The organism is Nocardiopsis sp. B62 (genome assembly GCF_018070675.1).
Lineage (GTDB): Bacteria > Actinomycetota > Actinomycetes > Streptosporangiales > Streptosporangiaceae > Nocardiopsis > Nocardiopsis prasina.
Genome location: NZ_JAGPXK010000001.1, coordinates 351,514 through 365,118 on the forward strand (window position 1 = coordinate 351,514; position 13,605 = coordinate 365,118).

Genomic DNA, 13,605 nt, shown 5'->3' on the forward strand with positions numbered 1-13,605 from the left:
TCCGGCTCCGAAACCCTCCTACACGCAGCCGCCCAGGACACTGTCGACCGCGGCGAACAGGGTGGCGGCCTCGGACTCCAGCAGGGACTCCGTACCGGGCAACGCCCTTTCAAGCGTGACGCCGTTGACCACGGTCAGCAGGAACTTCGCGCGCCTGGCGTTGTCGCCCCCGGTGAGCGCGCCCTCCTCGACGAGCACGGAGAGCCAGTGCTCGACACGGTGCTGCATCTGGCCTTCGATGACCAGGTAGGCCCTGCGGGCCTCCTCGGTCGGTTCGGGGGCGATGAGGGTCTCGTAGGTCCTGCGCAGGGCCTCCCTCGCCTCGTTCCCGGTCCCGGCGTGCGCGAGGATCTGCCGTAGGCAGCTGACCAGGCGCTCCCGCGCCGGCAGCGCCGTGTCGTGGATGGGCTCGCCCGGGGCGATGTGCGCGTAGATGCCCGCGAGCACCGCGTCCATCAGGGCGCGCTGCGTGGGGAAGTGGTGCCGCAGCGAGCCGGTGCTCACCCCGGCCCTGGTCGCCACCGCCCGCACGCTCGGTCGCTCGGCCGGGTTCTCACTGATCATCGTCGCCGCCGCGATGAGGATCCTGTCGCGCGAGCTCTGCCTCGCGTCACCTGCTTCGGTCATCGGTACCTCCTGCCCTCATCCTACTAGTACACCGTACTAGCACGGTGTGTTAGTGTCTCTCGTGTCGCCAACACGCTGTGTTGGAAGTGGATCGACGAGAGGTGGAGGACGGACATGCTCGACCAGTGGCGCCGCCGACGCGCGGCACGCCGCGTCAAGGTCGGAGACGGCCGCCACCTGAAGCGGTTCCGCTGGTGGCAGCTGTTCAGCCGCTCCCTGTTCCACCTCCCCCTCCGCCAGGACGACGGTCGCACCGCGCTCTACTCGGTCGACGTCAACCACTGGGGCGGGAAGGAGGACGGCGAGGTCACGGCCGACCTTTACCTCGACGGCACACGGCACGCCCACTCCAGGATGCCCGCGGCCTTCCCCGTCCCCGGCGGACACGTCGAGGTCGCCATGAGCTCCTTCGGGCTCAGGCGCTGCCACCACGTTCCCGATGACGGTGCGGACCGGCAACTCGTCCCGGACCCGCGCTCGGCCGAGGGAAGACGCGCCCGACTCGACCGCGAACACCTGGCCCTGGGCCGCTGGATCGGTGCCGTCTCGGTCGCCCTGCTCGTGGTCGGGCTCGGCCTGAACCTGCTCCAGGTCCTCGAACCCATCTCGCAGATCCCGCCGGTCAACGACGTGACCGGCACGTTCACCTCCCCCGTCACGCTGCCGCTCTGGCTCAACGTCACGCTCGGCGTCGGCGCCGCCCTGGGCAGCGCCGAGCGCGCGCTCCGCCTGCGCCACTCCTGGCTCGACGACGCGGGCAACTGAGCCACCCCCACCGAAAGGACGACATGACCACCCGCACCCCTGATCATGCGCCGACCCCCTCCGGGGGGCCACTCCGCTCGACCCCACTGTCCGAACGCTCCCTCGCGCCCGACATCGCACGGGGGATGATGCTCCTGCTCATCGCTCTGGCGCACACCCCGTACTTCCTCTACACGGCGCAGGCGGGATCGGTGGGCCTGCACCCGGTGGAGGGCGGCCTGGCCGACCGGATCGCCCAGGCACTGACCCTCATCGTCGTGGACGCACGGGTCCACACCATGTTCGGGTTCCTGTTCGCCTACGGCATCGGCCAGATGTACGCGCGTCAGACGTCCAAGGGAACCAGTCCCCTCCAGGCCCGACGGCTTCTGCGACGACGCCACCTGTGGATGCTCGTGTTCGGCGCGGTCCACGCCCTGTTGCTCTGGCAGGGCGACATCATCGGCGTCTACGGGCTGATCGGCCTGATCATGGTGCCGCTGTTCTTCGGACGCTCGGACCGCACCCTCAAGATCTGGATCGGGATCCTGCTGGGGCTGGGCGCCCTGCTCACCCTGGCGGGGATGCTGGTCCCGGCCGACGCGGGCACGGCCGCGGCCGCCGACATGCAGCGCGCCAGCATCGCCGAGGAGTCCTACCTGGCCGCCGCGGCGACACGGTTCGTCACCTGGTCGTTCCAGCTGGTCGCGGGGATCGCGACGGTGGCACTGCCCACGGCCTTCCTCATGGGCGTGCTCGCCGCGCGGCACCGGATCCTGGACGAGCCCAGCCGACACCTCGTGCTGCTGCGGCGGCTCGCCCTGTGGGGCATCGCCGCCGGGTGGATCACCGGCGCCGTCCTGGCCCTCCAGCACACCGGTGTCGCCGAGATCGCCCCGGTGACGGCGCTGACCGGCCTGCACTTCTACGCCGGGATCTTCACCGGAGTCGGGTACGCCGCTCTCTTCGGACTGCTGGCGCACTGGATGAGCGGCCGCGCGGCGGCCTCCTCCCGGCCGGTGCGGTGGCTGGGCGCCCTGGGCCGCCGATCGATGAGCGGGTACATGGCGCAGTCCGTGGTGTGGGGGCCGGTCCTGGCCGCCTGGGGCCTGGGACTGGGCGCGCACCTGTCGAGCTGGTCGGCCGCTCTGCTGGCCGTGCTCACCTGGGCCCTCACCGTGGCCGGCGCGGCTGCCATGGAACGCGCCGGGCGGCGCGGCCCGGCGGAGGTCCTGCTGCGCCGACTGACCTACCGACCCGCCAGGTCCGCCGACGCCTGACCGGAGACGGATCCCCGCGCCCCACACCGGGAACGGGGAACCACACCGCCGAAAGGGGCGGGCCGGGACCTTCCCGGGTCCCGGCCCGCCCCTTCGTTCACGTCCGACTAGATGAGCCCCTGGGCCAGCATCGCGTCGGCGACCATCTCGAACCCGGCGACGTTGGCGCCCAGCACGTAGTCGCCCTTGGCGCCGTGCCGCACGGCCGCCTCCTCACAGCGGTCGTGGATGCCGGCCATGGTCTCGGCCAGCTCCGACTCGGCGTGCTCGAAGGACCACGAGGTCCGCCGGGCGTTCTGGCGCATCTCCAACACGCTGGTGGCCACACCGCCCGCGTTGGCGGCCTTGCCCGGAGCGAACAGCACTCCGGCCTGCCGGAACACCTTGGCCGCCTCGGGGGTGGTGGGCATGTTCGCGCCCTCCGCCACCGCCAGCACGCCGTTGGCGACCAGTGCCTTGGCGCCCTTGACGTCGAGCTCGTTCTGGGTGGCCGAGGGCAGCGCCACCTCACAGGGCACGTCCCACACGCTGCCGCCCTCGACGAACGTCGCGCCACCGCGCCGTTCGGCGTAGGCGCTGATCCGCGCGCGCTCGACCTCCTTGACCTCCCTGAGCAGGTCGAGGTCGATGCCCTTGTCGTCCACCACGTAGCCGCTGGAGTCCGAGCAGGCCACCACGGTGGCGCCCAGCTGCTGGGCCTTCTTCACCGCGTAGATCGCCACGTTGCCCGAACCCGACACCACCACGCGGCGGCCCGCCAGGCCCTTCCCGGCCCGCTCCAGCATCCGCTCGGTGAACATCACCGTTCCGTACCCCGTGGCCTCGGTACGGACCGCCGAACCACCCCAGTCCAGGCCCTTGCCGGTGATGACCCCGGCCTCCCAGCGGTTGCTCAGCCGCCGGTACTGCCCGAACATGTAGCCGATCTCGCGGGTGCCGACCCCGATGTCACCGGCGGGGATGTCGGTGTACTCGCCCAGGTGGCGGTGGAGCTCGGTCATGAACGACTGGCAGAACCGCTCGATCTCCGCGTTGGAGCGACCCTTGGGGTCGAAGTCGCTGCCGCCCTTGCCTCCACCGATCCCCATGCCGGTGAGCGCGTTCTTGAAGATCTGCTCGAACCCCAGGAACTTGATGACGCCCAGGTTCACGCTGGGGTGGAAGCGCAGACCACCCTTGTACGGGCCCAGGGCGCTGTTGAACTCCACCCGGAAACCACGGTTGACGTGCACCCGCCCCTGGTCGTCACGCCACGGGACGCGGAAGATGATCTGCCGCTCGGGCTCGCACAGACGCTCCAGCACACGCTGGTCGACGTACTCCGGGTGGCTCGACAGCGCGGGAGAGAGGGTCTCCAGCACCTCCAGGACCGCCTGCTGGAACTCGGGCTCGTCCGGATTGCGCCGGGCCACGTGCTGGAACGCCGAACGCACGCCCGGGTGGTGGTTCTCCAGTTCGGAGTCGCTGACAGAGGTCATGTGTGTTTCGGGTCCCTTCGGCGCTGGCGTCCCTCGCGGGTCAGCGCCCTGGGGGACGTCAACGCGATCAGTGATTCGGCCACTTTCGAGGCTCTCAACGACGTTACACGTCCGGTTCCGTCCTTCTTTGACCGCTCCCCTTCTGGCCGTGTCAGCCCCGCCCCGGTCCCTCGGGGCACCGCCACCGTGCTCCGGGGACTCCACCCCAGGGGCGTGTACGGGCCGTGCCCCCTGTGGAGTACGGACCAGCGTCCCCTCGCGGCCCCGAGTTCACGGGCGCGCGTGACCAGGGTCCCGTCACCACCGAGCCCAGGCTGTGAGGGCGGTGCCCGGGATCGGTGGTGATGGCATGCGCGATCATGTCGGTGCCCACCGGGGCGCCGATCCCGCTGCCCGCACGGACCGGACCGAGTGGAGCCCGGCTCCAAGGGTGGGTCCCCCGGTCGGCTGGCTGGAGGAACATCCCCCGCCCCTGCCGTCGCGCCGGAGACCCGTCAGCTGCGGCCCCTCCCTTCGGCTCGCCCAGGCGCCTTCTCTCCTGAGGTGAGCGGCGGCGGGCACGGGCCTCACGGTCCCTTCCGTGTTTCCCCGGGTTCGAACAGCGGCACGACACTAGGTTGGTCACCGGTGGGGCGCGACGGGATCCCCGCTCCACAGGACGATTCGAGAAGCGGAGGCCGGACCTGAGCACCGGAGAGCACGAACAGGACCAACCACTGAGCGGCGGCATGATGAACAAGGTCGTCCGTAGGGGCGATCGCGTCGTGCGCGGGGCCGTACCGCACGCCCTCGCCCTGCACGGCTTCCTCACCGCCCTGTCGGACCGCGGGTTCACCGGGGCACCCCGGCCGCTGGCCCTGCACCCGGCCGAGGGAGGAGGCGGCCCCGGAACCGAGGAGCTCACCTTCGTCGAGGGCGACGTGGCGCTCCCGCCCTTTCCCGCCTGGTCCCGCGCCGACAGTGTGGTGAGCACCTGCGCCCGACTCCTGCGCCGCTACCACGACGCCGCCGAGCACGTGCCCCTCGATGCCGAGGTGGCCTGGCCCACCGCCCTGAGCGACCCCGAGGGCGGCACCCTGCTGTGCCACAACGACCCCTGCCTGGAGAACCTGGTCTTCCGTGACGGCGAGGCCGTCTCCCTGATCGACTTCGACCTCGCCGCCCCGGGCCGCCCCGTCTGGGACCTGGCCGCCCTCGCCTTCTACCTGGGCCCCACCCTGCCCCCGGAGGTCCTCGCCCGCACGGAGTTCGCCGGGGCGCGCACCCCGCACCGGATCCGCCTGCTCGCCGACGCCTACGGCATGTCCGACGCCGACCGCAGGTCCCTTCCCGTGGCGATCGAGCAGTACAACGAGGTCTCCCGTGGCTTCGTCAAGGACATGTTCGACCAGGGCAATCCCCTGTTCGTACGGACCGTGGAACGGGTGGGCGGCTGGGCCTCGTGGGAGCGGCTCAGGGTCCGCCGAGCCGGGTGGCTGCGCGACCAGCGCCCCGTCCTCCTCGCTGCCCTGACCGAACCGGACGCCTAGTTCCGGCGAGTCACCGCCACCAGGTAGCGGCAGGGCCGCCCGGTCGGGTTGCGGTACTCGCAGGGAGCGGGCGCACCGAGCTGGAGGCAGTCCCCGCGTTCCAGGAGGTGTTCGGTCGAGCCCTCACGGAAGGCGAGCGCACCCTCCAGGACCCAGATCTGGTGGTGGGTGAAGGCGAACACCTCCTCGGGGTAGGGCACCCGGGCGCCCGGGGGGAGCTCCACCTCGACCAGTTCGAGCGATCCCCCCGAGGTGGGCGAGACCGCGCGGCGACGGTAGCCGGTCTCGGGGTCGGTCCACAGGGGCTGCTCGTCCCGGCGGGCCAGGCGGCGGTCACCCTGTTCGGCCTGGGCGATGAGTTCGGACAGGGTCAGGCCGAGGGCCCCGGACAGGCGGCCCAGCAGGGCGGCGGTGGGCTGGGCGTCACCGTTCTCGATCCGGCTGATCATGGCCCGGGACACCCCGGACAGGTCGGCCAGGGCGGCGCCGCTGAGTCCGCGGTCACGGCGCAGGGCCTGGAGGGTCGTGGCGAGGGCGGGTCCGAGTGGGTCGCTCATGCGTTCACCATAGTGGACATCTTCGCCTATCATCTTCAACTATGGACGCCCTGCTCACGCACGACAGCATCCGCGACGCCACCGTCACCGACGCGGCGGCGTGCGCGGCCATCTACGCCCCCTACGTCACCGACACCTCCATCACCTTCGAACTCGACCCTCCCTCCGCGGAGGAGATGGCCCGACGCATCACCGAAGCCCAGCGCCACCACGCGTGGATCGTCATGGAGGATGAGGAGGGCGTGCTCGGCTACGCCTACGGCGGCACCTTCCGCACCCGTGCCGCCTACAGACGGACCTGCGAGGTCAGTGTCTACCTCGAAGGCGGACGCCGTCGCCGAGGAGCGGGGCGTGCCCTGTACTCCGCGCTGATGCCCCGCCTGGCCGCACGGGGGATGCACACCGCCATCGCCTGCATGACCCTGCCCAACGACGCCAGTCTGGGACTGCACCGGGCCATGGGCTTCGAGGACGTCGGGATCATGCGCCGGGTGGGCCACAAGCACGACGCCTGGCACGACGTGGCCTGGGCCCAGCTGGACCTCACTCCGGCCCCCTAGTCAGGGCCACGGACCCGGAGCGCGAACGCCCCGGAGGGGGACTCCACCCAGGTCGGGCGGCCCGTCCCGGAGCGGGACACCTATGCTCGACGAGATCCCATCTCCCCACCATCCCCTGGAGCGCCCCCGTGTCCGCCCACACCGCCCGCCACCGCCCCTCGGGGCTCGCCTTCGCGCTCGCCTCCGCCCTGGCCTTCGGCGGTTCGGGGGTCTTCGCCCGGCCCCTGCTGGACGCGGGCATGGACCCGCTGCACGTCACCTGGCTGCGGGTGGCCGGAGCGGCGCTCATCCTTCTGCCCGTCGCCCTACGGCACTGGCGCGTCGCCCAACGCAGGCCGCTGCTGGTCCTGGCCTACGGCGTGTTCCCCATGGCCGGAGTCCAGGCCCTGTACTTCGCGGCCGTCGCCCGCATCCCGGTGGGGATCGCTCTACTGCTGGAGTTCCTCGGCCCGGTGCTGGTGCTGCTGTGGGTGCGGGTGGTGCGCCGCAACCGGGTCTCCCCCGCCGCCGTGGTGGGGGTCGTCCTCGCCGTGGCCGGGCTCGGACTGCTCCTGGAGATCTGGGCGGGGATGCGCCTGGACGCCATCGGCGTGGGCCTGGCCCTGGGCGCGGCCGCCGCGCAGGCCGCCTTCTTCCTGCTCGGCGACGCCATGGGGGAGGACACCGACCCCCTGGCGGTGATCGCCTTCGGCGCGCTGATCGCCACCGTCCTGCTGGGTGCGCTCGCCCAGCCCTGGACCCTGCCGTGGGGCCTGCTCGCCGACCCGGTCCCGCTGGGCACCCTCACCCTGCCGGGCTGGGCCCTGGTGCTGTGGCTGGGCCTGGTGTGCACCGCCATCGCCTACTTCGCCGGGGTGTCGGCGATCCGACGCCTGTCCCCGCAGGTCGCGGGCGGTGTGGCCTACCTGGAGGTGGTCACCGCGATCGTGCTCGCCTGGGTGCTCCTGGGCGAGGCGCTCACCCCCGTGCAGGTCGTCGGCGCCGTGGTCATCGTGACCGGCGCCTTCATCGCCCAGACCGCCGTGCCGAGCTCACCCGCCCCCGGCAACGAAGCAAGCCCGGCGGCCCCCGACCAGGATCGCGCTCTGGACCAGCACTGAGGTGCGCAGGCCATGTCGCGGGCGGGGCGTGACCCCGCCCGCTCCGCTGGTGTCACTCCTTGTGTCAACTCCCTTGAGCCCAGCCGTCAACGGACCAATCGTCCGACGCGGATCGGCGCCGGGCAGGCATCGCGATCCGGTCCAGGTCGGCGGCCAACACCACCCGCCCGTCGAACTCCGCACCCGCCTGGGCCGTGAAGTGGGCCTCGTCGGCCTCCTCGTAGCGCTCCGACAGGTGGGTCAACACCAGCACACGCACCCCCGCCCGAGCCGCGATCCGACCGGCCTGACGCGCCGTCAGGTGTCCGTACGCCTCGGCCAGGTGCTCCTCGGAGTCCAGGTACGTGGACTCGATGACCAGCATGTCCGCCCCCTGGGCCAGCTCCACCGCCTGCTCGCACACACCCGTGTCCATCACGAACGCGAACACCTGGCCGGGGCGGGGCACCGCGCAGGCCGACAGCTCCACCACACGGCCGTCCTCCAACTCCAACGCACCCTCCCGCAGGAGCCGCGACACGGCCGGACCACGCACCCCGAAGCGCCGCAGCCGCTCGGGCAGCATCCGCCACCCGTCGGGTTCGGTCAGCCGGTACCCGTAGGCGGGCATCGAGTGCCGCAGCGGCAGGGCCGTCACCGTGAACGGCTCGTCCGGGCCCACCACACAGGAACCGGATCCGCCCACCGGTTGGGGGACGACCACCTCGGTGTCACGGAAGGACGTGGCGTGCCGCAGCCGCCGCCAGTACTCCTCACCGGCGCCCGGGTAGGCCACCCGCACCGTGTGCGGAACCCGGTCCCGGGCGATGCGCTGGATGACCCCGGGCAGCCCCAGGCTGTGGTCCCCGTGGAAGTGCGTCACACAGACCCGGGTGATGTCGCTGGCGGCCAAGCCGGCCAGACGCATCTGCCGCTGGGTGCCCTCCCCCGGGTCGAACAGCACCCCCTGATCGCCCCAGCGCAGGAAGTAGCCGTTGTGGTTGCGCCGACGGGTGGGCACCGCGCTGGAGGTCCCCAGGACCACGAGTTCACGTACGGACATGGGCCGTATTGTCGCACCGCCAGGTGCCGCGGACACGCGCTCCCAACAGGCCCCTGTCAGTCGGAGCCGGGTGCCGCCACCGGCTCAACGCACCCCCGTGGCACGGGCGCGGATCATCGCCACACGGGGACCTTCGGTGAAGGGGGCACCGTGCCCCGGCAACAACAGGCTCCGCTCCGGCAACGTGGCCAGACCCTCCAACGACTCCAACGCCCGGGCACTGTCGTGCGTGGACATCCGGCTCACCACCCGCGGGCCCTCACAACCCGTGCTGGGGTCGACGGTGACCAGCGCGTCACCGGTGAACGCGACCCCCCGATCCTCGAAGACCACCAGGACACTGCCCGGGGTGTGTCCCGGCGCGGGCACCACTCTGGGGCGGCCCGGAACCTCCTCCAGGACCTCGTGGTCGCCGAACACCGAGAACTCGCTGACCCGGTCCGCCGTGAAGGCCCCGCCGTGCCCCAACCTCAGGAGTGCCTGAACGGCGGCGGGGTGCCTGGCCAGGTAGGGCAGCATCGGCCGTTCGGGACGGGCGTGGACCACCGAACTGGTGGGGCCGTCCGCCAGGATCGGCGCGTCGGCCTCGTGCACCCACACCCGGGCGCCCGCCTTGTCGCGGGCCCGCTCGGCCAAACCCGTGTGGTCCGGATGGGCGTGGGTGAGGACCACCGCCCGCAGCCGTCCCCCCACCCAGGCGACCGCGTCCAGGAACCGACCGCTGTGCGCGGGCAGCCCGGCGTCCACCATCACCAACCCCTCCCCGGTCTCCACCAGGTAGAAGTTCACGAGCGCGTCACCGACCCGGTGTACACCGGGAGCGACCTCGTCGGGAACATGGGTCATGATTCCTCCCGGAAGGACACGCGTGAGAACCCGAGAACGGACCCCGTCCCCCACTCATACCCGCGAACTCCCCATCTAGTTCCCACAAGACCCACCCGCCTCCCACGCCACACCCCCACCCACGTGCGCGCACGCCACCGGCTGGACTAGCGTCGACCGGGTGAGCAACGTAGAACCCCACCCCACCGAACAACGGGTCTGCGAGGCCGACCGCTCCGGCCCCGAACCCGACACCGAACTCCTCGAACCCCGCGAGGTCCCCCTCGGCGGACCGCGCGCCATGCTCGTCCACCGCGCCCTGCCGGGCAGGAACCGACGCATGGTCGGCGCCTGGTGCTTCGCCGACGTCTACGGACCCGCCGACGTCAGCACCGGCCCCGGCATGCAGGTACCGCCCCACCCCCACATCGGATTGCAGACCGTGAGCTGGCTGGTCCAGGGCACCGTCCACCATCTCGACGGCCTCGGCTCGGACCAGCTCGTCCGCCCCGGCCAGCTCAACCTCATGACCGCCGGGAACGGCATCGCCCACTCCGAACGCACCCCCGAGCAGGCCCCCGACCTGCTCCAGGGAGCACAGCTGTGGGTGGCCCTGCCCGAACACGACCGCGAGGGCCCCGCCCACTTCGAACACCACGCCGACCTGCCCGGCTTCTCCCTGCCCGGCGCCGGGGTCACCGTGATCATGGGCGAACTCCACGGCCACCGCTCACCCGCGCGCAACCACACACCCCTGGTCGGCGCCGAGATCGTCATCGAGGCGGGCCGAACCGTCACCATCCCCGTGCAGGCCGCGTTCGAACACGGCCTGCTGCCCCTGGACGCCCCCGTCCACGCCCACGGCCACCGCGTGGTCCCCGGCTCCCTGCTCTACCTGGGCACCGGCCGCGACACCGTCCAGTTCCACGCCGAAGAACGCACCCACCTGCTCCTCATCGGCGGCGAACCCTTCACCGAGGACCTCGTCATGTGGTGGAACTTCGTCGGACGCGACCACGACGACATCGTGCGCGCCCGCGCCGACTGGGAGGACCAACGCGAAGGCGACGACCGGGACTCGGGCCTGCGTTTCGAGCCGGTTCGCGCCGACCACGGCGCCGCCCTGCCAGCCCCGGACCTGCCCAACGCGCGGCTGCGCCCGCGTCCCCGGCACCGCGACGCCTGAACCCGAGCCCCCGCCCCCAGGGTGAGGTGCTCTGAACGCGAGGGGTAAGCCGGGCTTGCCCCGGAGCGCCTCACCAACCCTGGACGATCCGGCACCAAACGAGGGCCCGATCACGACATCCAGCGCTCGGACCTGCTCCAACAATGCCCAAAGACCCAAATCCTGCTACCGTGCGGGTCGCGAACTACGGGATGATTTAGGAGACCTGAACATGGGGCAACAGCCTCGCGAGCAGTGGGGGACGCGCGCGGGATTCCTGATGGCCGCGATCGGATCGGCCATCGGACTCGGCAACATCTGGCGATTCCCCTACGTCGCCTACGAGAACGGGGGCGGGGCGTTCCTCCTGCCCTACCTGATCGCGATGCTGACGGCGGGTATCCCGCTGCTCATCCTCGAGTACGGCATCGGGCACCGGTACCGTTCCTCGGCCCCGCTGTCCTATCGGCGCATCTACCGCCCGGCCGAGGTCATCGGCTGGTGGCAGGTGGCCATCTGCTTCGTGGTCGCGGTCTACTACGCCGTCATCATCGCCTGGGCCATCCGCTTCACCTGGTTCTCCGTCAACCAGGCCTGGGGTGACGACCCCGACAGCTTCTTCTTCAACGACTTCCTGCAGATGAGCCCCGAACCGGGTGTCGTCTCCGGGTTCGTCTCCGGGGTGGCCTGGCCTCTGGTCGCCGTCTGGTTCGTGACCCTGGCGGTCCTGATCATCGGGGTCCGGCGCGGCATCGAGATCATCAACAAGATCACCATCCCGCTACTGGTGGTCCTGTTCTGCCTCCTGGTCGTCCAAGCGCTCACCCTCGACGGCGCGGTCACCGGCCTCAACGCCTTCTTCACGCCCGACTGGGAGGCGATGCTCACCGGCAAGGTGTGGATCGCCGCCTACGGACACGTGTTCTTCTCGCTGTCCATCGGCTTCGGCATCATGGTCACCTACGCCTCCTACCTGCGGCGCAAGTCCGACCTGACCGGATCGGCCATGGTCGCGGGCTTCGCCAACAGCTCCTTCGAGCTCCTGGCCGGTATCGGCGTGTTCGCCGCCCTCGGCTTCATGGCCACCGCCGCCGGAACGGCCGTGGACGAGGTCGCCACCTCCGGCATCGGACTGGCCTTCATCGCCTTCCCGCAGATCATCTCCAGCCTGCCCTTCGGCGGTTCGCTCTTCGGAGTGATGTTCTTCGGCTGCCTGGTCATCGCCGGACTCACCTCGCTGATCAGTATCGTCCAGGTGATCGTCTCGGCCGTGCAGGACCGCACCGGCCTGGGCCGCACCCAGACCGTGCTGCTGGTCGGCGGCGCCACCGCGCTCGCCTCGATCCTGCTCTTCCCCACTCCCGAGGGCCTGCACTTCCTGGACGTCTTCGACCACTTCATCAACCAGTACGGCATCGCGCTGGCCGGTCTGGTGCTGGTCGTCTTCGTCTCCTGGGGCGTGCGCAAGCTGCCCCTGTTCCAGGCGCACGTCAACTCGGTCTCCAGCATCCACCTCGGCCTGTGGTGGCGTGTGACCCTGGGCGGCATCACCCCGGTCCTGCTCGGCATCATGATGTGGGACAGCCTGCGTACCGAGCTGACCACCAACTACGGTGGCTACCCGACCGGGTACCTGCTCGCCGCCGGTTGGGGCGTGGCCATCGGCGCCATCGTCTTCGGCATCGTCATGTCCTGCTTCCCGTGGAAGCGCGCCGACGTCATCGCCCGACACGACGCAGAGCGCATCGCGGACGGGAAGGAGGGCGCCTCGGGCCAGCTGGCGGCGCCCAACGAAATCGCGCCCAACGAAGCGACCATCCCGCCCTTCGACAAGGAAGAGGACCGCTGATGTCCACCAGCGCCATCGTCATGATGGTCATCTCCATCACCGTGCTCTGGGGTGGCCTCATCGCGGCCGTCATCCACCTGCGCCGTCATCCGGACGACCCCGGGTCGGAGTGACCCCACCCCCCGCAGTCCCCGAGGGGCCGCGAACCGCACACGCGGTTCGCGGCCACTCGGCCGTGTAAGGGGTCCTGGTCCGGCCCAGGTCAGGCCCGGGGACGGTTCAGGCGGCGAACTCCCCGATGATCCGCTCGCAGAACGCGGGCAGGTCGTCCGGGTTGCGGCTGGTGGTGACGCCGTGGTCGGTGACCACTTCCTCCTCCACCACGGTGCCACCGGCGTTGCGGATGTCGGTACGAATGCTGGGGAAGGAGGTGAGGGTGCGCCCGCGCACCACGTCCGCCTCCACCAGCAGCCACGGCCCGTGACAGATGGCGGCGATCGGCTTGCCCCGGGCGACGAAGTCGCGGACCAGCCGCACCGCGTCGGCGTCCGACCTCAGGTTGTCCGGGTTGATGGTGCCACCCGGAACCACGAGCGCGTCGTAGTCGTCGACTCCGACCGCGGAGACCACCCGGTCCACCGTGAACCGGTCGGCCGGTTCGATGTCCCCGTTCATGGCCTGGATCCGTCCCTCGTTCAACGAGACCAGTTCCACCTGGGCACCCGCATCCACCAACGCCTGGCGAGGTTGGACCAGCTCCACCTGCTCGACCCCGTCGGCGGCCAGAATCGCGACGCGCCGTCCGGTGAGTGGGTCAGCCATCGTGTCCCCCTGTGTGCTCCTCGGATGCGCGGACCCGGACGGGCCCGCTCACACGTGCGGCCCTACCCGCCCAGCCCCCTCCGCTCA

General features: G+C 71.0%; 14 protein-coding genes. 8 read left to right on the plus strand and 6 right to left on the minus strand.

The genetic code is table 11. The annotated features are described in order from the left end of the window. Nucleotides 1–18 precede the first annotated feature (18 nt). Nucleotides 19–627, minus strand: a complete 609-nt coding sequence (locus tag KBX21_RS01610) for a TetR/AcrR family transcriptional regulator (protein ID WP_210840770.1) — start codon at nucleotides 625–627, stop codon at nucleotides 19–21. Nucleotides 628–741: 114 nt separating this feature from the next. Here KBX21_RS01610 and KBX21_RS01615 point away from each other — a divergent pair, with 114 nt between their 5' ends. Both KBX21_RS01615 and KBX21_RS01620 read left to right on the plus strand, forming a co-directional pair. Continuing rightward, entirely contained in the window at nucleotides 742–1,392 is a 651-nt protein-coding gene (locus tag KBX21_RS01615) for a hypothetical protein (protein ID WP_210840771.1), read from the plus strand. 23 nt (nucleotides 1,393–1,415) lie between these two features. Next, nucleotides 1,416–2,651, plus strand: a complete 1,236-nt coding sequence (locus KBX21_RS01620) for a DUF418 domain-containing protein (protein WP_210840772.1) — start codon at nucleotides 1,416–1,418, stop codon at nucleotides 2,649–2,651. A gap of 107 nt (nucleotides 2,652–2,758) precedes the next feature. Here KBX21_RS01620 and gdhA read toward each other — a convergent pair whose 3' ends face one another. After that, complete coding sequence (gene gdhA / locus KBX21_RS01625; RefSeq protein WP_049572415.1) at nucleotides 2,759–4,129, minus strand: NADP-specific glutamate dehydrogenase; 1,371 nt, start codon at nucleotides 4,127–4,129, stop codon at nucleotides 2,759–2,761. A 728-nt stretch (nucleotides 4,130–4,857) separates the two neighbouring features. Here gdhA and KBX21_RS01630 point away from each other — a divergent pair. Beyond that, nucleotides 4,858–5,658 carry a phosphotransferase gene (locus KBX21_RS01630; protein ID WP_247665033.1) on the plus strand — a complete coding sequence of 267 codons (801 nt, stop codon included), beginning with the start codon at nucleotides 4,858–4,860 and terminating at the stop codon, nucleotides 5,656–5,658. Here KBX21_RS01630 and KBX21_RS01635 read toward each other — a convergent pair. Further along, on the minus strand, nucleotides 5,655–6,215 hold the full coding sequence (locus KBX21_RS01635) for an XRE family transcriptional regulator (protein WP_210840773.1): 561 nt from the start codon (nucleotides 6,213–6,215) through the stop codon (nucleotides 5,655–5,657). The genes KBX21_RS01630 and KBX21_RS01635 overlap by 4 nt on opposite strands. A 41-nt stretch (nucleotides 6,216–6,256) precedes the next feature. Here KBX21_RS01635 and KBX21_RS01640 point away from each other — a divergent pair, with 41 nt between their 5' ends. Next, complete coding sequence (locus KBX21_RS01640) at nucleotides 6,257–6,775, plus strand: GNAT family N-acetyltransferase (protein ID WP_049572409.1); 519 nt, start codon at nucleotides 6,257–6,259, stop codon at nucleotides 6,773–6,775. A 128-nt stretch (nucleotides 6,776–6,903) separates the two neighbouring features. Beyond that, a complete protein-coding gene (locus KBX21_RS01645) occupies nucleotides 6,904–7,875 on the plus strand; it encodes a DMT family transporter (protein WP_210840774.1) in 972 nt (323 codons plus the stop codon). A gap of 64 nt (nucleotides 7,876–7,939) precedes the next feature. Here KBX21_RS01645 and KBX21_RS01650 read toward each other — a convergent pair whose 3' ends face one another. Both KBX21_RS01650 and KBX21_RS01655 read right to left on the minus strand, forming a co-directional pair. After that, on the minus strand, nucleotides 7,940–8,917 hold the full coding sequence (locus tag KBX21_RS01650) for a ribonuclease Z (RefSeq protein WP_210840775.1): 978 nt from the start codon (nucleotides 8,915–8,917) through the stop codon (nucleotides 7,940–7,942). 84 nt (nucleotides 8,918–9,001) lie between these two features. Beyond that, nucleotides 9,002–9,763 carry an MBL fold metallo-hydrolase gene (locus KBX21_RS01655; protein ID WP_210840776.1) on the minus strand — a complete coding sequence of 254 codons (762 nt, stop codon included), beginning with the start codon at nucleotides 9,761–9,763 and terminating at the stop codon, nucleotides 9,002–9,004. A gap of 160 nt (nucleotides 9,764–9,923) precedes the next feature. Between KBX21_RS01655 and KBX21_RS01660 the strand changes: the two genes are divergently transcribed. The 3 genes from KBX21_RS01660 to KBX21_RS01670 all read left to right on the plus strand — a co-directional run bounded on the left by KBX21_RS01660 (nucleotide 9,924) and on the right by KBX21_RS01670 (nucleotide 12,869). After that, complete coding sequence (locus KBX21_RS01660) at nucleotides 9,924–10,928, plus strand: pirin family protein (RefSeq protein WP_210840777.1); 1,005 nt, start codon at nucleotides 9,924–9,926, stop codon at nucleotides 10,926–10,928. Between the two features lie 211 nt (nucleotides 10,929–11,139). Further along, nucleotides 11,140–12,756 (plus strand): sodium-dependent transporter, encoded by a 1,617-nt coding sequence (locus tag KBX21_RS01665; protein WP_049572395.1) that lies wholly within the window; start codon nucleotides 11,140–11,142, stop codon nucleotides 12,754–12,756. Further along, on the plus strand, nucleotides 12,756–12,869 hold the full coding sequence (locus KBX21_RS01670; protein WP_082206432.1) for a methionine/alanine import family NSS transporter small subunit: 114 nt from the start codon (nucleotides 12,756–12,758) through the stop codon (nucleotides 12,867–12,869). The genes KBX21_RS01665 and KBX21_RS01670 overlap by 1 nt, the downstream gene beginning before the upstream one ends. A gap of 106 nt (nucleotides 12,870–12,975) precedes the next feature. Here the strand turns inward: KBX21_RS01670 and KBX21_RS01675 are convergent, their stop codons facing one another. Continuing rightward, nucleotides 12,976–13,518 carry a type 1 glutamine amidotransferase domain-containing protein gene (locus tag KBX21_RS01675; protein WP_049572391.1) on the minus strand — a complete coding sequence of 181 codons (543 nt, stop codon included), beginning with the start codon at nucleotides 13,516–13,518 and terminating at the stop codon, nucleotides 12,976–12,978. Between the last annotated feature and the right edge of the window lie 87 nt (nucleotides 13,519–13,605).

Bases quoted from the DNA above. Each gene is read 5' to 3' on its own strand.
- KBX21_RS01665 (WP_049572395.1), top strand. From the start codon at position 11,140: ATGGGGCAACAGCCTCGCGAGCAGTGGGGGACGCGCGCGGGATTCCTG.
- KBX21_RS01635 (WP_210840773.1), bottom strand. From the start codon at position 6,215: ATGAGCGACCCACTCGGACCCGCCCTCGCCACGACCCTCCAGGCCCTG.
- KBX21_RS01640 (WP_049572409.1), top strand. From the start codon at position 6,257: ATGGACGCCCTGCTCACGCACGACAGCATCCGCGACGCCACCGTCACC.
- KBX21_RS01650 (WP_210840775.1), bottom strand. From the start codon at position 8,917: ATGTCCGTACGTGAACTCGTGGTCCTGGGGACCTCCAGCGCGGTGCCC.
- KBX21_RS01630 (WP_247665033.1), top strand. From the start codon at position 4,858: ATGATGAACAAGGTCGTCCGTAGGGGCGATCGCGTCGTGCGCGGGGCC.
- KBX21_RS01655 (WP_210840776.1), bottom strand. From the start codon at position 9,763: ATGACCCATGTTCCCGACGAGGTCGCTCCCGGTGTACACCGGGTCGGT.
- KBX21_RS01615 (WP_210840771.1), top strand. From the start codon at position 742: ATGCTCGACCAGTGGCGCCGCCGACGCGCGGCACGCCGCGTCAAGGTC.
- KBX21_RS01675 (WP_049572391.1), bottom strand. From the start codon at position 13,518: ATGGCTGACCCACTCACCGGACGGCGCGTCGCGATTCTGGCCGCCGAC.
- KBX21_RS01670 (WP_082206432.1), top strand. From the start codon at position 12,756: ATGTCCACCAGCGCCATCGTCATGATGGTCATCTCCATCACCGTGCTC.
- KBX21_RS01610 (WP_210840770.1), bottom strand. From the start codon at position 627: ATGACCGAAGCAGGTGACGCGAGGCAGAGCTCGCGCGACAGGATCCTC.
- gdhA (WP_049572415.1), bottom strand. From the start codon at position 4,129: ATGACCTCTGTCAGCGACTCCGAACTGGAGAACCACCACCCGGGCGTG.
- KBX21_RS01620 (WP_210840772.1), top strand. From the start codon at position 1,416: ATGACCACCCGCACCCCTGATCATGCGCCGACCCCCTCCGGGGGGCCA.